General features: G+C 41.2%; 15 protein-coding genes. 9 read left to right on the forward strand and 6 right to left on the reverse strand.

Annotation, left to right across the window (positions count from 1 at the left end):
- Window positions 1–144: 144 nt before the first annotated feature.
- Window positions 145–1,248: an undecaprenyldiphospho-muramoylpentapeptide beta-N-acetylglucosaminyltransferase gene (locus tag ACP8HI_RS23180; protein WP_438348474.1), complete on the reverse strand. Its 1,104-nt coding sequence runs from the start codon at window positions 1,246–1,248 to the stop codon at window positions 145–147.
- On the reverse strand, window positions 1,245–2,231 hold the full coding sequence (locus ACP8HI_RS23185; RefSeq protein WP_438348475.1) for an SDR family NAD(P)-dependent oxidoreductase: 987 nt from the start codon (window positions 2,229–2,231) through the stop codon (window positions 1,245–1,247). Before ACP8HI_RS23185 ends, ACP8HI_RS23180 begins: the two co-directional genes overlap by 4 nt.
- A gap of 188 nt (window positions 2,232–2,419) precedes the next feature.
- Between ACP8HI_RS23185 and ACP8HI_RS23190 the strand changes: the two genes are divergently transcribed.
- Both ACP8HI_RS23190 and ACP8HI_RS23195 read left to right on the forward strand, forming a co-directional pair.
- Window positions 2,420–4,369, forward strand: a complete 1,950-nt coding sequence (locus ACP8HI_RS23190; RefSeq protein ID WP_438348476.1) for an ABC transporter ATP-binding protein/permease — start codon at window positions 2,420–2,422, stop codon at window positions 4,367–4,369.
- Window positions 4,370–6,190: an ABC transporter ATP-binding protein/permease gene (locus ACP8HI_RS23195; RefSeq protein ID WP_438348477.1), complete on the forward strand. Its 1,821-nt coding sequence runs from the start codon at window positions 4,370–4,372 to the stop codon at window positions 6,188–6,190.
- A gap of 60 nt (window positions 6,191–6,250) precedes the next feature.
- On the opposite strand, the gene ACP8HI_RS23200 is transcribed toward ACP8HI_RS23195, so the two are convergent.
- A complete protein-coding gene (locus ACP8HI_RS23200) occupies window positions 6,251–7,912 on the reverse strand; it encodes a sensor histidine kinase (protein WP_438348478.1) in 1,662 nt (553 codons plus the stop codon).
- Window positions 7,909–8,613: a response regulator transcription factor gene (locus ACP8HI_RS23205; protein WP_438348479.1), complete on the reverse strand. Its 705-nt coding sequence runs from the start codon at window positions 8,611–8,613 to the stop codon at window positions 7,909–7,911. The genes ACP8HI_RS23200 and ACP8HI_RS23205 overlap by 4 nt, the downstream gene beginning before the upstream one ends.
- 207 nt (window positions 8,614–8,820) lie before the next feature.
- Between ACP8HI_RS23205 and ACP8HI_RS23210 the strand changes: the two genes are divergently transcribed.
- The 4 genes from ACP8HI_RS23210 (at window position 8,821) to ACP8HI_RS23225 (ending at window position 12,731) form a co-directional block, all read left to right on the forward strand.
- On the forward strand, window positions 8,821–9,303 hold the full coding sequence (locus ACP8HI_RS23210) for an SRPBCC family protein (protein WP_438348480.1): 483 nt from the start codon (window positions 8,821–8,823) through the stop codon (window positions 9,301–9,303).
- Window positions 9,304–9,530: 227 nt separating this feature from the next.
- Window positions 9,531–10,274: an NADP-dependent oxidoreductase gene (locus ACP8HI_RS23215; RefSeq protein ID WP_438348481.1), complete on the forward strand. Its 744-nt coding sequence runs from the start codon at window positions 9,531–9,533 to the stop codon at window positions 10,272–10,274.
- 69 nt (window positions 10,275–10,343) lie between these two features.
- Entirely contained in the window at window positions 10,344–11,459 is a 1,116-nt protein-coding gene (locus tag ACP8HI_RS23220) for a PsbP-related protein (protein ID WP_438348482.1), read from the forward strand.
- Window positions 11,460–11,669: 210 nt separating this feature from the next.
- Window positions 11,670–12,731 carry an endonuclease/exonuclease/phosphatase family protein gene (locus ACP8HI_RS23225; protein WP_438348483.1) on the forward strand — a complete coding sequence of 354 codons (1,062 nt, stop codon included), beginning with the start codon at window positions 11,670–11,672 and terminating at the stop codon, window positions 12,729–12,731.
- Window positions 12,732–12,822: 91 nt separating this feature from the next.
- Here ACP8HI_RS23225 and ACP8HI_RS23230 read toward each other — a convergent pair whose 3' ends face one another.
- Window positions 12,823–13,563, reverse strand: coding sequence for a diphthine--ammonia ligase (locus ACP8HI_RS23230; protein ID WP_438348484.1), 741 nt, complete (start codon window positions 13,561–13,563; stop codon window positions 12,823–12,825).
- Between the two features lie 432 nt (window positions 13,564–13,995).
- Here ACP8HI_RS23230 and ACP8HI_RS23235 point away from each other — a divergent pair, with 432 nt between their 5' ends.
- From ACP8HI_RS23235 to ACP8HI_RS23245, 3 genes are all read left to right on the forward strand, one after another.
- Window positions 13,996–14,970: an aldo/keto reductase gene (locus tag ACP8HI_RS23235; protein WP_438348485.1), complete on the forward strand. Its 975-nt coding sequence runs from the start codon at window positions 13,996–13,998 to the stop codon at window positions 14,968–14,970.
- A gap of 205 nt (window positions 14,971–15,175) precedes the next feature.
- Entirely contained in the window at window positions 15,176–15,442 is a 267-nt protein-coding gene (locus ACP8HI_RS23240; protein ID WP_438348486.1) for a CD3324 family protein, read from the forward strand.
- Between the two features lie 128 nt (window positions 15,443–15,570).
- Window positions 15,571–16,584, forward strand: coding sequence for a phosphotransferase enzyme family protein (locus ACP8HI_RS23245; protein ID WP_438348487.1), 1,014 nt, complete (start codon window positions 15,571–15,573; stop codon window positions 16,582–16,584).
- A gap of 259 nt (window positions 16,585–16,843) precedes the next feature.
- On the opposite strand, the gene ACP8HI_RS23250 is transcribed toward ACP8HI_RS23245, so the two are convergent.
- A complete protein-coding gene (locus ACP8HI_RS23250; RefSeq protein WP_438348488.1) occupies window positions 16,844–18,034 on the reverse strand; it encodes a coenzyme F420-0:L-glutamate ligase in 1,191 nt (396 codons plus the stop codon).
- Window positions 18,035–18,175: the final 141 nt, after the last annotated feature.

Consider the following 18,175-nt stretch of genomic DNA (forward strand, 5'->3'; position numbering starts at 1 on the left):
AAGGGTGCCCTTAATTTAATTTCCCTGACCGATTCCACTATATCTTCCGACTTCTCACGACTGTAAAGATAGGCCAAAGAAGAACAACATACTGACAACAGCGATGAAACAGAGGAGTAACCAAGATGCTAGTCTCATACCCAGCTAAACCGAATCTTCCCTTGAGACTCTTGAGTCATATATGCTTGCTTTCCTGATTAAATCCATTACTTTGTCGGCTCCTCCGCCGTTCTCATGCTGTCTCATTGTATCCCTGTATTTATAGCGATTCTCATATAATATCCTAATCGCGTTAATAAAGCCTTGAGTGGTCATTTCTTCTTGAAGTAACATCTCAGCAAAGCCAGTTTGTTGAAAATACTGGGCCTGGGCAAGTTGACCAGATCGACTCCCACCATTCGTATGCGGTATCAATAACATCGGTTTGTGCAAAGCAAGTAGCTCCATAATGGAGTTGGAGCCTGCACGAGACACGACGACATCGGCCATAGCCAATAGATTCGGTAATTCGCTACTTTTGACGAATTCATAAGCTCTGTAATTATGCGTAGAGAGGGAATGATCCACCTTGCCCTCCCCGCAGATATGAACAACCTGAAATGTATCTATTAACTCTGAAAGTACACCTTTTACGATTTGGTTAATGCTGTGTGCTCCGAGACTACCTCCCATAATAAGAAGAACTGGCTTCTCATAAGTGAAACCGCAGAAGGCTAATCCACGATGTTTATCGGCTAATTTGAAGCCATCTTTCATGATGTGACCCACATAAACAGCTTTGGGGGAAGGATGCTTTTGTGCCGTTTCTAGAAAGGTGGTAGTCATATGGGTGGCAAAAGGAAGTGAAATTTTATTGGCTAGTCCGAGGTTCAGATCTGGTTCATGAATAATAATTGGCACTTTATTGAGTTTTGCCGCAAGCACAACGGGGACAGAGACAAAACCACCCTTAGAGAAAACAACATCTGGTTTTATTGTTCGGATGAGTCTGTAGGATTGAAAGATGCCTTTCATGACGTTGAACACGTCGGTCACATTCTTCCAAGCGAAATACCGCCTTAGTTTGCCAGTAGAAATGGCATGGTACGTCACTTCTTTGTAGTCAGACACGAGCTTTTTCTCAATCCCTTGTTCAGAACCTATATAATGGATGTCCCAATTCTCTGCTACACACTTAGGTATCAATACAAGATTGCCTGATACATGACCCGCGGAGCCCCCACCAGTGAACACGATTGTGGTCCTCATCCTAAGAAACCACCCTTTTGTAACATTTCTCTTATCTCTGTTTTACTCATTAATACATGATTAGAATCGTAACTATGGAAATCTACCGGAACCCGGGTTGCATAAGCATCTTGTAACCCTTCTATTTGAAAAGGTGGGAGAATGACATAATAGTGCTCATCCAGATTGATGGAATGATTGCTTTCAAACTCGGAAATAAGTGCTTCATTTAGGCTTTCACCGGGGCGAATCCCTGTTTCATTGATCTGAATTGCAGTCGTTGCTAGATCCTCAATTAATACTTCTGCCATATCCTTAATGCTACAAGCAGGCATTTTTGTGACATAAACTTCCCCGCCTATGCTCTCTTCTGTCGCTTTAAGGAGTAATGTAATAGCATCACCTATGGTAAGGAAAAACCGAGTCATTCTGGAATCGGTTAGAGAAATGTCTAATCCATTCTCTATTCTTTGTTTGAAAATCGGAATTACACTACCGGTGGACCCGAGTACATTTCCACTTCTCACGCTTACGAACTTGGTCTTGGATTCTCTGAGATTAGCATGAACGACTAGTTTTTCGCCGAGGGCTTTGGTCATACCGTAGGTACTAGAGGGATGCGTAGCTTTATCGGTGGATACATAAATAACCTTTTTAACCCCATGTGTAATCGCCGCATGAATGACATGTTGCGTTCCCAATACGTTGGTTTTCATTGCACTGTCTGGCTGTTGTTCACAGATCGGTACATGCTTTAAGGCTGCTAAGTGATAGATGTAATCCACCTGATGGCAAGCCTGCATAAGTTCATATTTATCTCGAATATCCCCAATGATAAACGTTAGTTTGGGGTTATGATGAAATGCCTGTTGCATCTCTACTTGAAGGGACTCATTACGGGAAAATATACGAATTTCTTTAGGGTCTAGTTCTAGCAATCTTTGTACGAGTGCTTGTCCCCAAGAACCTGTCCCCCCGGTAATTAATATCGTTGTGTTCTTCAATGTTCGTTCCTCCCATGCAAATCTTCTTCTCTTATCTAACAAAATAATTATAGTATTCGTATGTTACGCCAATATGACAAAATAAGAACAGTGATCATAACCCTTGTCACTCCGCCATCAAGCTGACACATGATCCATGTATAGTATAGGAATAGATATATACCTTCAAAAATGATAGGAGAAAAAACATGTTCAAAGTTAAAAATGTATCGAGACTATTCGGCCAGGAGTATGCACTCAAAAACATATCTCTTGAAATAAAAGGTGGACTTAACTTTATCATTGGCGCATCCGGGAGCGGGAAGACGACGCTTCTCAAAATACTTTCTGGGTTGGATCAAGATTTCACAGGAGAGGCGTATTACAGAGAACAAAACTTAAAAACGCTTAGTACAGAGGAAAAGAATGAGTATTACAACAAAAGAATCGGGATTGTATGGCAGGAGTTTAACTTGATCGAGGATTTAAGTGTGTTTGATAACATTAAAATGCCTCTCTATTTAAATGAAGCTGTTTCCGATGAATTGGTCACTTACACAATGAAACAACTTAAAATTAGTGAGTTGGCAAACCAGAAGGTCAGGAATCTATCTGGTGGACAGAAACAGCGTGTTGCTATTGCAAGAGAACTTGTGAAGAATCCTGAAGTGATTATTGCAGATGAGCCAACAGCTGCGCTTGATCCGAAGTCTGCTGGCACGATTATAAATATACTGAAGCTCATTGCCAAAACACGAACAGTGATTATCGTAACTCATGATCGCTCGATGCTTGACGACCATAGTAGCGTTTTTGAAATGGACAAGGGTGAAGTTATTTCGGAAAAGGTGAAAGAACAAGGTAAATCGTTACCATCATCACAGAAGATAGCGAAACCAGCGTTGTCATTACAACGAGCCTTATCCGTTTCGATTACCAATGTCAAAAGTAAACTAAGCAGATATGCTGTATTAGCACTGGCCATACTTGTATCCACCAGTTTCTTGCTCATGAATACATCAGGTAGCATTCAAAATACGAGTCAGAGTGGTTTTAATGAATTGTATGCCACGATGGGTGAGGGAATTTTGGATATTGAACTTGCAGCGAGTTTCATCAGTGCAGGTAGTCCAAGCGAATCTGAAGAAGAGCAAAAGCCAGCTGTCGATGTAAATCAGGATATCGGTGGTCTGTATGATCAATATTTAAATGATAAACGTGTAGAGCATATCGTATTTGCCCAAGCTGTGAATAACATTACGATTGTAGTCGATGGCAAGGAACATAAGATTGAAACCTCAGGTAATGTCCCTGTATTTAAAAAGCTTTTAGCTGGGAAGATGCCTATGGGAGATACGAATGAAGTTGTTGTCTCCAGTAGTTTAGGGGATATGCTAGGTGTTTCAAATAAAGATCTCATCGGTAAAACGATAGAACTCAGCGGTATTTTATATAATTGGGATTCAGGAGAGCCTGTGGAAATGCCTGTAGGCACAACGACGACGATTGTTGGTGTGGCGGATACAACAGCTGTCTACGAGTATAACGGTGAGATTAAGGAATACCCGGTGAATGACTCGTTCTTTTTCAGTAAATCATCGGTGATGGAAATGCGTGAACAAGCGAATATGGCATCCAAAACATCTAATTTCTCTATGAGAGCAAAGACTCCCGAGGATATGATTTCATTGAAAGACGAGCTACTCGCCAGTGGTATTGTCCCTAACGGCAGATTTGAACTTGTGGAAGATATGGTTCGATTAAATGATCAGGCTAAAGAGCAATCGGGCTCAGCTGTTATCGTCATTAGTGTTCTTGCCCTAGTCGTTTCCCTTGCTGTTTCGTTCATGACGGCAGCTATGCGGAAGAAGGAATATGCTATTTATAAAATAAACGGATACAGTAATAGCAATCTGACCAAGATTACGTTTATAGAATACCTACTTGTGGGGATAGCAACGATGGGATTATTCTTAGTCACCTCTCCACTCATCAATATGGCTATGAAGTCATTTACAGGTGCCGGTATTATGGATGTAACAACATTCGCTATAGCGGGAGGACTGATCATTCTACTATGTGGTTTGTGTGGAGTAGTTGCATCGGTCGTTATTCCGACCGTGAATTTGTTCAAATCATTGAAGTCAGGTGATAGATAAATGATTACATTAGAAGAAGTAACGAAACGATATGGTGATCAAACCATACTCAATCATATTGACTATCGGTTCCGAGATACAGGGATAACCTGTATTCTTGGAGCATCAGGCAGTGGGAAGAGCACACTTTTAAACCTACTTGCAGGATTTGATAGTCAGTACAATGGAACGATTACGGTATGCGATGAGAAGATTACGGCAATGAATCCAGCAGAACTCTGCCAATTTCGGCAAAATCATATTGGATTTGTTTTTCAAAGTTATAATTTAATAAGTGGATATACCGTTGTAGACAATATTATGCTTGCAGCAGAATTGAATGGGAAGCCGGCGGAAGAAAACCTTATCAAGGTGACTGCTCTACTCACCAAACTGGGCATTGAAACGAAGGCAGAGCAAAAAGTAGAGAATCTATCAGGTGGTCAAAAGCAACGGGTTGCGATTGCCAGAGCACTTGTGAATGATCCACAAATTCTATTTGCAGATGAACCAACGGGAGCACTCGATCGCGAGTTATCTGATCAGATTATGGATATTTTAAAAGAGATATCGATGGATCGGCTGGTCGTTGTTATCACGCATGATATCAAGATATGTACATGGGCTGATGAAGTCATATCCATTGTGGACGGGAAGCTCGAGGTTGTTTCATCTGAAGCAGCGGCGACAACACCAGCACAAGTACTACCAGCAACAGAAACACAGCAACGTAATGATCGCGTCAAAGCCAAAGTCTCCATATGGAAGCGAGCTGTTAAGAATTATAGAGTGCATCTACTTCGCTATATTGCGGTTAGTATGGTCATTGCTATGGGAATCTCGTTATTTGTTGTGTCGCTCTCATCTAGCAATATCATGAGTAAGTCTATCACTGAGTTTACAAACAAGAATACCGCATTTAATAATGGCTATATAAAGTTAGATCAGAATGAAGATCCATTCCAATTATTAAGTGGGGATCCTAGAATTGAGAATATTTATTATCAGTATGTTTTACAAGACCTGTCCCTTACCTTAAATAAAGAAAAGGTTCATTTTGACGAGAAGATACCGATGCCGAAAGCTACTGAAAATATGTCTTATGGCATCATGCCGAGATCTGGAAAGAATGAGATTTCTATTACACCAAGTGTGGGTAAGAAATTTACTAATAACATCCATGAGCTCATTGGGCAAGAGGTAACACTTGAATATGGAGGCAAGAGTCACCCTTTAACAATTAGTGGAATCTATAACGCAGGATATGATGACTTTTTCATCAGTGCTGATGTAGAACAATCCATGTATGATCGTGTGGGAGAAGAGAAGCCATCGTCCGTTTCTTATGATGTGATCCACTTTTCGGATATCGTATCGGTAACGGAGGGGCTAACGAAACAGAATATAACGACCAAAACGGCTGTTGAGCAGGTTGCCGCATTGGAAAATACGTTTAACAACTTAAAGAAACTGTTTTTGGCTGTTTCCATTCTTATTTTATCCATAGCACTATTCATAAGTAGCGTATTACTTGCTAAACAAACGAATGCAAGATACCGTGAAATAGGGATTTTGGCAGCACTCGGTTATAATAAGGGGTGGATTAGAGGGATTTTATCTGCTGAAAATATGCTGTTATCATGTACATCAACTGTGTTCAGTATGGGGATGTTCTTCGTCATCAATTATGTATACAGCCTTTTTCTAGGCGGGGATTTCATCATACGAATCTCACAAATTGTGATGACAGTGATATCAACATTCATCATCATTCTTTTGTTAAGTACGATTGTAAGTCGGAAATTAATTGCTTCCGAGCCAGCGGAGGCACTTCGAAAATAGAGGATAGTGTAATTAAAGAAACAGTCTAAACTCCCTAATCAGAGGGGGGTTAGACTGTTTTTAATCTTTGTCCTGAAGAGGTAGTGTTAAATAAAAGGTTACGCCATCTTCTTCGTTGCGCACGCCATACTGGCTGCCGTGTCGTTGTAATATAGCTTTTACAATGGACAAGCCGATACCCGTGCCCCCAAGTTCACGACTGCCTGAGCGGTCTGCCTTGTAGAAGGTGTCCCAGATATAGGGCAGGTCTCCTTCTGGAATAGGCTGGCCCTCGTTCGTGATTTCTAATCGTACGGATGAGTGTTTCCGCACCACGCGTATTTCCAGACGTCCTTGAACGGGCACATGGCGTATAGCGTTGCCGAGTAGGTTGATTAGCACTTGCTCTAACCGCTGTCTGTCCGATTGTACCCACCATTCTTCTGTGTCGAATCCAATCAACTGGGGGTGAATGGATTTTCCATTCAAGAGAGGAGCTAATTTAATCAATACCGAGCGTACCGTTTCTTGAAGCGGAACTTGTGACCAATGTAGCGAAAATCGACCGCTCTCTAATTGGGACAAGTCTAGCAAATCAGCTACAAGATGGGCCATTCTCTCCGATTCCTCGATAATTACTCCTGCATATTTATCTCGTTTCAATCCGTGACCTACATTGTCTTTGAGTGCCTCCGCATAGCCTTGGATTAGACTGACTGGCGTTTGTAACTCATGCGACACGTTGGCTACGAATTGCCTGCGTAATCGTTCAAGTTGTTTTTCTTTCTCGATATCAGCCTGCAATTTAGTGTTGGCTTCCTGCAAATCAGCCATCGTTTGCTGTAAATTTCGGGCGAGGCTGTTCATCGTTTCCGCGAGTTGACCGATTTCGTCTTTTCGTTTCATGCGTACAACTGCGGTGAAATCGAGCTTAGCCAGACGTTTGGCCACTTTGTTCAGCTGGATAAGCGGTAATGTGATGGTACGTGAAAGGAAATAAGCAAATAGTAAAATAGGAAATGCAGCCAGTACGTAAAAGTATATATAAAATCTGCTCATGACTTGAACGGCATCGCCGACAGGCTGGAGTGTAGCCAGCGCAATTAGATAAGCATCTCCACCAATTGGGTTCACTGTGTTCGGTAGCTTTACTGCAGCGACTAGCATGTTCTCGTTATCGGCATCAAAGGATGATATTCTCGTAACGATCACCTGGCCTGTTTCGGAGAGCGTGTTAAATCGGTCGGCATCTTGCAGCCAAATACTTAAGGCATCCGATAGTCGTTCACTATAGGGATTCATATAGGTTGTTGGTAGGAGAGGTTGCATTTCTATGTTCTGATCATCCAACGAGGGCTTTGCGGGCCGGGGAGAATCAGAATGAATGGAAATATCATAATGAGGTTGCATGATTAAAGGTGACATAGGAATAGAGGGCATAGCGCTATAGCCTCCAGCATATACGTTGATCTTATGTCCTTGCTTGTACAATGTGGCGGTTGTGCCGTAAAATCGCTGTTCGAAGTCAACGACCTCAGCTGGCTTAACGTTGAGATCGTATACGCCTTCGGCATATTTATGGTAAATTTTGTCCAATTTCTGTGATAGTTCATTTGACTTCTGATGAACATAGAAGGTACCGAAAAATGTAGTCTGCAGCACCATCCATAGGATTGTAAATAGGATCAGAGCGATTAAGGCAACCCAGAATATTTTGAAATACAATCGTTCTCTTTTCATCATGACCTCATAAGGTTCTCTTGAAATTTATAACCAATATTGCGTACGGTTTGGATACATCCTGACTGGTTTCCCAGTTTCTTGCGAAGCCTTTTGATCTGTGTATCTACCGTGCGGGGATCACCGAAATAATCGATCCCCCATATACGATTAAGAAGCGTATCCCTTGTTAATACGTGATTTGGATGCTGGGAGAACAACAGCAATAATTCATATTCCTTCGGCGATAATTCAAGTCGTTTACGATAAAGATGGACTTCATGGGCTTGTTCGTTTATTTCTAAATCCCGATGTTCCTTTAGCTGCGTGGATCCATCTTGAGAATTCCATCGGCTTAATAATGCTTTAATTTTGGCGATCAATATTTTGGGGCTGAATGGCTTCGTGACATAATCGTCGGCTCCCAACTCGTAGCCATATAATTTATCTTCTTCTTCTGATCTGGCCGTTAACATGACAATAATGGTCTGGGAATGACTGCGAAGATGTCTGCATACCTCGAACCCATCCATGCCCGGCATCATAATATCAAGGACGACTAGATCAGGCGGCGTACGGTGCGCATGTTCAAGTGCTTCGTGGCCATTGGCTGCTTGTATAATGTCAAAGCCCTCTTCTTCTAAATAGTCTGCAATCAATTCCCTCATTCGAGGCTCATCTTCGACGATTAGTATTAAGGGCTGTTTCACAGCAATGTGATTCATATCGGACATCTACTCCTTATTACCCGATTATAAAAGGAAATCGTAATCAATTTATTGTAGTATACTGATTTTTTGTATGCAACTTTAAGTCTGTAGGTGTTAAAATTTACTGTATAGTTGAGAAGCTATTGGATTATGTCTAATGAAAGTGGCGAAAATAGAGAGTAGAGGGTAAGAACTAATTTTCAATAGTAGAGGAGGTTTATTATGTTAGCTGTCATAGAACAAGTTGAGAACGGATATACTGCTCGCTTTGAGCGTCACCTAAAGCATTCCATTGAAAAAGTATGGGCTTCATTGACGGAGAATGATAACCTTGCGAAATGGTTCTCTGAACTTAGGATCGATGATCTTCGTGAGGGTGGTATGATTAAGTTTGACATGCAAGATGGTACGTTTGAGGAAATGGAAATTATCGAACTTAAACTGTTTTCTGTTTTGGAATATACTTGGGGTGAAGATCGTGTTCGTTTTGAGCTGTATCCGCAGACAGATGGGTGTCGCTTGGTCTTACTAGAAAAGATAAATAAGATGACAGATCATACCCCAAGGGATCTTGCGGGTTGGCATGTCTGTTTGGATGTCATCAGTGCATTATTGGATGATATGACTCTAGAATCACGTGAGAATGAATGGAAGATATGGCATCAAAGATATTCGCAACTCATTGAGAACTTGCCTGAAAAATAGCTTAAATATATTTCCCCTCTGGGTAATTAACCGCCAGGATTTATTTGGCGGTTTTCCTTATGCAAATATTAAAAGCTCCGCATCAGTGAAATGAAAGCTTTATCTATGTTAATTTGTTTGCTTTCCAATTAGGGGATTAAGAGATAATTATAGGTACTAAAAGGTGCGTACTATTATTTATGTTGTATTGAATTCATAATGATACCTAAAAAGGGGTCTTCACTACGATGATAGGCATTGGCATTGAACAATATGGAGATGAACAACAGCTAAGAACCATTAACATTCCAACAGAACAAGTAGGGCCAGGGGACGTATTAATCTCGATAAAAGCAAGTGGGGTAAACCCTGTGGACTGGAAAGTACGGGAAGGATTTTTGAAAAATGACTTTCCGTATGAATTACCCCTCATTTTAGGCTGGGATGCAGCAGGGACAGTGACTGCTGTAGGATCCAATGTGAAAGAGTTTCAAGCGGGAGATAATGTCTATTTTAGACCTGAAATGGAGAAGCAGGGTACGTATGCAGATGAAATCGTAGTTCCTGCAAATCTTGTAGCACCGATGCCTGGAGGCTTAACCTATGTTGAGGCAGCTTCACTCCCATTGGTGGGGCTTACGGTTTGGCAGGCTCTTGTAGAAGTAGGAAATGTTCAGCCCGGAGACCATGTTCTAATCTTAGCGGGAAGTGGTGGGATTGGTTCCATTGCCATTCAGGTGGCGAAAGCACGTGGCGCATATGTGGCGACAACGACCAGCTCGAACAATAGTGACTTTGTACGTGATTTAGGAGCGGATGAAGTTCTCGCTTATGATCTGGGCAGCATCGATACAACAACGGAATTTGACTTTATGTTGGATACGCTTGGCGGTGTGGCATACGGAGATGCACTGAAACTCATGAAGAAGGATGCAACAGTTGCCACCATAATAAGCGCACGAGATGTCATTCATCACTGCCATCCGGTTTGAAGATGCCCTTTATAGGGTAAAGGTAAATGTTACCTTACAATAACTAATATTTAACAGGAAGAGGAGAAGATGATTATTATTAACAAACGATTTAAGTGGATGGTACTCACAGCCGTCTTAGTAACAGGAGTTCTATCTGGGTGCGCCGAAAAAGAAGAGAAAGCATCTACTACACCAGTCAGCCCAGATCCCCAACAATCTATCGACACAACGAAAGATAGCCCAACACCAGATTTTAAAGGTACTGCCATTAAAAGTGCAAATGAAGATGTCCAACTGACCTTTCCGAAGGATTGGACAGAAGATAAGGAATTGAACGATTCTGCTATCGTTTCTGCCTCTAATGAGTCCAAGGAGAAATATGTCATGGTTATTGCGAACCAGAAAACAGATTTCTCCGACGATACGAGTTTGGAGGACTTTGTAAACATATTTAAAGAAAGTACTAAAGTTAGTGTAAACGATATGGAAATACTGAGTACAGAAGATACAGAAATCGCAGGTGCTTCAGCGAACTTGGTTGAATTTACGGGTGAGGTTCAAAAGGTTAAGGTTCATTACTTGGCGGCAATAATAGAAAAAGGCAATCGCTTTTACCAGATCATTAGTTGGTCATCAGAGAGCGGGTTTTCAAGCAACAAGGATGAATTCTTGCAGATTATTCAGTCATTTCAGGTTCTGAAGGAAGATGACAGCATAAGCCTATCCCCCACAATTAAATCGGATCAAGGCAAAGCTTCAGAATTCAATAGCGAGGATGGTATGTTAACTATCACCCTTCCTGCTAATTGGGTTGAACAACCGAATCTGATTCCAGATGCGAATATACAGGCTGCCAAAATAGATACGGAAGATTATGTGGGCGTCATATCGGAGGAAAAGGAACTATTCGGTGATGGCGCAGTATTGGAAGATTATCATAAACTGATAGTGGATCAAATGAACGGTTCATTGGAAGACCTAAAGATTACTGATCCGGTCAAGACGAAAGTCGGCGGAAGGGATGCTCTCCAATTCGAGATTTCCGGCGAAGTCAATAAGGTCAAGATCGCATATTTGATTACGGTTGTTGATCATCCAACTCACTTTACGCAGGTCATCTTATGGACGCTTGAACAGTACTTTGGCGATAAAAAACCAGTGTATCAAGATATCACCAATACACTTACTTTTAATGGAGAGTAACTAGCCACTTGGAGATGCGGACGTCCCCGTTGCCAAGGAATATCGGTTTCGATATAACATAACATGATACAAGCTAGCTTCTTCTCTTAGAGAAGGGGCTAGCTTGCGTGATTACAAATTATAAATAATGTATTCGCGATGGTACAATCTCTGTAGCATCAGTGCTATTATACTGAAGAGTTACATTAACAAGGAGGTTAGGAAACAATCATGGTCAAGAAATCTATAAAGCTGTTGGGCTGGATCGTGCTCATTCCAGTTAGTATTATTGCTATATTTCTTATCTATGTTACGGCGACCGATTATAAGCCACCCGTACAGATGGAACTCCATACCGACAATAACAATACCCACATGCTTAAGCAAGGTGACCCATTCGCAGTTACTACCTTCAATATTGGCTATGCGGGGCTCGATCAGGGACAGGACTTCTTCATGGATGGTGGAACAATGTCGCGTTCAAGCAGCAAGAAGCAGACAGAGGAGAATCTATCCTCTATTGCTACTATTTTAAAAGAAATCGGTTCAAATCTGTATTTACTACAGGAGGTCGATAAAGACGCCTCACGTAGCAACCACATCAACGAAGTCGATGAACTAAGTAACTTACTATCAGAATATAGTAGCACGTTTGCCTTTAACTATAAGGTGCCCTGGATACCCGTTCCTGTGTTGCATCCGATGGGTGCGGTACAAAGCGGATTGTTAACATTATCGACGTTTCAAAGTACATCTCATACTCGATTTGATCTGCCTGGTAAAGAAAGCTGGCCTGTGCAGCAGATGGAGTTAGACCGTGCCTTTATTGCAAGTAGATTTCCTGTAGATAACGGTAAGGAACTCGTTCTGATTAATCTGCACTTGTCAGCGTTTGACAAGGGTGGTGAAATTCGGAAACAACAACTGGACTTCCTAGCTGATTACATCAGACAAGAGACGGAGAAGGGGAGTTATCTCCTGCTTGGTGGTGACTGGAATCATTCCCTGCCTGGAACAGAGCCGAAGAAATTCGCTACACAGCAGGAGTGGCCGGAATGGCTACAGAATTTTCCTGAAACCTTCAGCGCAGAAGGCTTCCAATGGGCGAATGATCCGACTATTCCGAGCGTACGGACACTAGATATACCCTATCAGCAGGGTGTGAATTTCCTTGCTGTCATTGATGGCTTCCTCGTATCTCCGAACATCGAGATTGTGAGTGTGAATGGGCATGATCTAGATTTCGAGAACAGTGATCATAACCCGGTAACAGGCCGTTTTATTTTGAAATAAGTATGAGGAGAGGCTGTCTCTAGCCATTTTCATGACTTTTGAGACAGCCCCTAATTTTCGTTCTATAGATGACACGGTAAAATAGTGGTATTTATTTGTTGCCTACATCTTCTGCCTGATCTAGTTCCAATGGCAGAAATGCATAGTCTCCGTCCCTAACAATCTGACATTTACGAACAGGAATAGGGTGTTTGAACAGCGGACCATCTATAACTGTCGTATGGAACTCGCCACCTTCGCCGCAAGGGTCAATGCCACGAGCTTCGAGCTCCTTTACATATTCAAGGGTTAGTATTCGCCCTAAATCGTCTTCTCGCATGCCTAGGGATAGATTCACAGTCACAATGATCGTAATAAATCCAAGGTGGATAAACTCCTCAACTGCTTCTTTATGATCCATTTCCCATAGAGGCATCCCAAGCTTTAATCCCGCATTCTTCGTAACCTTGTCATGCCAACAACCATGAGCAGGCATGTCCAAGTCTCCGGTAACTAACACTTCTGCTCCTTGACTCTTAGCATGCGCTAAGAGTTGCATATACACTTCTTCATAATCAGTCCAACTAGCGGCCCCAGTATATACTGGTAGACCTATAGATTCAGCTTGGGCACGTATGAGCTCTGGAGGCATTCCATGGGATCTAGAACGTTTCCCCTCTTCCTCGAGCATCATGATCAGTCCAACTGCCGTTCCCATTTTCATAGCCTTGTATAGAGCTAGAGAACTGTCCTTTCCTCCACTAAAAGATGCTATAAATTTATGCCTGTGAGCACCATTTTTCCAGTTCACATATTCCACGATTGCGATCTTTCCCCTTTCTGTACCTCTCATCAAACTCTAATGTACCGCCAAAGTCTTTCTCAAAATATAAGAAAGTATAAGATTCACTTGATACTCTATTCCTTATATTTCCGCTGAAACGGGTGCCTTAAAGTGATATGAAGTATCACTAGCATCGAAAGCATAATCTTATTGAAAAAGGACGGCATTGCCGTTTCTACTTGTTTATTATGTATTAACATAAGGGTGATCACAATGAATATCGATGGTGAACCCCATCACAGATAGTGATAAAATGGAAAGTGGAAGTAGTCGTGAACTGTTAACTTAATGTGTCTTTTGAAAATATAAGGAAGTATAAGTTTCACTTGATACTCTAATCCTTATATTTCCGCTAAAACGGGCATCGTCCTTGAAAAAGGACGGCGAAGCCGTTTCTACTTGTAAGGTTATTAATTTTTGTATGCAGAGGAGTGGGAGATCATGGAATATCGTCGTCTCGGAAACAGTGGATTAGAGGTATCGGCATTAGGACTTGGAACCAATGCATTTGGAAAACGGGCTGATCAGGACACATCTACGAAGATCATACATTATGCCTTGGATAGCGGTATTAATTTTATAGACACGGCTAATATTTATGCTAACTCCGAGTCGGAGAGAATTATTGGGCAAGCTTTGGATGGAAGACGAGATAAAGTTGTATTAGCGACAAAGGCTGGTTTAGTGAAGGGCAATGGTCCAAATGAGCGTGGTTCATCACGCTATCATTTGCAACAGGAACTTGAAAACAGTCTTAGACGTTTAAAAACAGATTATATTGATTTGTATCAAATTCATACATTTGACCCGTATACTCCGCTTGACGAAACATTGCGTACCTTGGATGATATGGTTACTTCAGGGAAGGTTCGTTATATTGGAGCATCAAATTATGCTGCATGGGAGTTAATGAAGGCGCAGGGTATTAGCGAGCACAAAGGTTATACGCGGTATGTTTCTACTCAAGTTAGTTATTCTCTCGCGGACCGAACGCCTGAACAGGAACTTGTTCCTTTCTGCTTAGATCAGGGTGTGGGTATTATCCCCTATTTCCCTTTAGCAGGTGGTATTCTAAGTGGAAAATATACGTCAATAGACCAAGCACCTTCAAGTTCAAGAGCGGTTACCGACCCGAACTTTAACAGATTTCTCAATGAAAGAACGATAACACTTGGACAAAATATAAGTAAGCTTGCAGCAGAACATGGCTATACTCCTAATGCGATTTCGATTGCCTGGCTTATGGATCGGCCTGCTGTCTCGACAGTAATAGTGGGTGCTACACGTGTCGAACAACTAGAGGCTAATTTAGAGAGTGTAGATATACATCTCGATACTGAAGTAACTAAACAGTTGGATGAAATCAGCGATCCATTTCGTTATGGTGAACCATTCGCGGTTTACCGTCTAACTTAACTTTATTCAGTCGCACCACTTTAGGAGGGAGGCCACCATGACAAGGTTTGAAATAAGCTCTATGCAAGGTCTACACTATGAACAACGGCGGTTGTTTGTATAGAGCGAAGAAATAATTTGCCGCCTTCCTTGTAGGATGATGGTTGTTTGTAGAATAGACTTTGCTACCTTAAAAACGCCAACTATTTTAAGGAGTAGAGTGATCATGAAATATGTAAACGCTGATCTGATTTTTCCGGAAGAATTGCTAAAGGAAATACAGAAATATGTACATGGTGGCTTAGTGTATGTCCCCAAACCTGAAGAATCACGTAAGAAATGGGGCGAAGTTTCAGGTGGCAGAAGCTATTTGAATCTTAGAAACCATGAGATCCGGCAAAAGTTTTCCGCTGGAATGACAATTGATCAACTTTCAGGTCAATTTTGTCTTTCCTTCGATAGTATTAAGAAGATTGTGTACGTTAAAAAGTAGAGGATACAAGGTCACATTGGATGAAATTCTGATGTGGCCTTTTTGTGCAAAATACATTTTAAAATGTTTATTATATATTATCAGGGTGCCACCACTTTTATAATTACCTGTACAAGGGGGATCAGCATATGATGGAATTTTTTCAGTATGACACTGATGAAAATAGGCGTTCATTGTTAGCACGAGCGAGGAAAGTTGCCTTATCGGCATTACAACAGTATGACTTGGAGTGGGAACGGATTCAATTTATCCAACTGTCAGATACGATCACATATAAAATTGAGACAAGTACCACGGGGTGTTATTTACTTCGTATTCATTCGGCACGACTCTGCAAAGAGGAAATCGCTTCAGAACTTGCCCTTCTTCATGCATTGAACAAATCGAGTGAGCTCAATGTACCAGAGGGGCTGGCAAGCTGTAATGGTACTTATGTATTGGAGATTGGAACGGAAGAAGGATATCGACATCCTTGTGTGACGATGATGCGCTGGGTAGAGGGCGATCATGCAAGCGGGAAGCTTTCGGACAGCTGTGTTTATAATGTGGGCGTTATGATGGGAAGATTGCATCATGAGGCGACAAGCTTTGCTCCACCTGCTAATTTTGTTCGTCCTGAATGGGGTTCTGATCATTTTAGTCGTGAATTTACGAAATTAGAGCCTTACCATACACGTTTTCTATCGAACGAGGGCTGGGAGTTATACCAAGATGCTGCCCAAAAAATACTATCAGAACTTGCTGTAATGGAGCACAGCGACCAGAACTACGGACTCATTCATGGGGATTTACATACGGGTAACATCGTTTTTACCGAGGATCACCCCTATCCGATTGATTTCGGGAGGTGTGGTTATGGGTACTATCTCTATGATATGGCAGGCTTGTTATTAGAGCTTAATCCTAAGCAACGAGGGATGGTTATCCAAGGTTATGAGAGTGTACGACAACTCGAACCGGGCTATATTCGACATCTAGAATGTTTCTTCGTTATGTTTATGATCGAGAATTACTGCCATCATGCTTCTGATCCAAGAGAGACCTCCGGTCTAATCGATGAGCAGAAGTACGCGCAAGCGTACATACGAGAATATTTATGTGGTCATTCATTCTTATTAGAAGTAATCGAACCTCTATTCTAATTATAATGAAAATCACCCTTTTGATGAAATAAATTAAATAGTATTTAAGCATTTCGAAAGATGTATTTTGAATGTGTAGAACTAAAAAAGAGCAATACTAGTAAAGACTAGTATTGCTCTTTTTAACAGATAAAGAATTATATAATTTAGGTTTAGGGTAAGCGATCCTCTATTTCAGATAAAATAGAGGATCGCTTACGCTCCGCCAACAGATGCATAACGTAGAACTAAATTAAGGCAAATGGTACAGACACTAATGTTAGTTTGTATAGTTATCGAAATAACCTTGGATGAAGACAATAGGTGTACCTTTATCTCCGCTTCCTGAAGTTAGATCGGATAGGGAACCGATAAGGTCAGTAAGTTTTCTAGGTGTAGTACCTTGTGTTTCCATCGATCCAACTAGATCAGCATCTTTATTATTAATGAATTGCGAGATCGCTTGTTTAAGTTCTTCTCCTCTTAAATCAGCAAAGTTATTATCAGCAAGATATTTTAACTTTACTTCATTAGGAGTACCATCGAGCCCTGCTGTGTAAGCGGGTGATACAACGGGATCAGCAAGTTCCCATATTTTACCCACTGGATCTTTAAAGGCTCCGTCTCCATAGATCATCACTTCAACATCTTTGCCCGTCTTGTCTTTGAGCATTTGTTGTATTGTATCAACAACAGGTTGGCAATTACGTGGGAATAATTTAACATCGTCTTCTGTTGATTTATTTGATCCTAGCAGACCATAATCTTCATTATATCCACTACCATCAATAGACTCTGACAATATGTTATCTAGGCTATATACTTTCTCCCCACCATTGGCAAGTAATATTTTCTTCGTTCTGAATCTCGTGTGTATATCACAGGCAAGAACATTCTTTGTATAATCTAGAATGGTCCTCGGATTATTGGAGAATATAACTTCACATTCAACACCGTATTCTTCGACTAAAGATTTATAATAATCAATATAATCAACACCTGTAAACGTATGTTTACCGTATCCGAAATGATCACGGAATTGCTTCTCTGTTAGAACATCTGTCCAAGGATTAACTCCCTTTTCATCAAGCATGTCTAAATCCACTAAGTGATTACCCACTTCGTCAGATGGATAGCTGAGCATCAAGACAATTTTTTTAGCCCCTTTGGCAATACCGCGCAGACAGATGGCGAACCGATTACGACTTAGGATTGGGAAAATGACTCCGATCGTATCTTCTCCAAATTTGGAACTAACATCTTTAGCAATATGATCGATCGTAGCATAGTTACCTTGAGCACGAGCAACGATGGATTCTGTTATAGTCACGATATCTTTATCATTAATTGTAAATCCTTCAACTTCTGAAGCTCGTAACACACTAGCTACAACGATTTCTTCGATATTGTCCCCTCGATTTATGATTGGGCAACGTAGACCTCTAACAACTGTTCCAACGACTCTTTCCAATATAATCGCTCCTTATTAACTATGAAATGATAACCATTAAGTTTATGTTAAAATATAAGAAAGTATAAGTTTCACTTGGTACTCTAGTCCTTATATTTCCGCTGAAACGGATGCGTCTGTGAAAAAGGACGGCATAGCTGT

Origin of the sequence: Paenibacillus sp. FA6 (assembly GCF_051550225.1) — a bacterium.
Taxonomy (GTDB): domain Bacteria; phylum Bacillota; class Bacilli; order Paenibacillales; family Paenibacillaceae; genus Paenibacillus_AQ.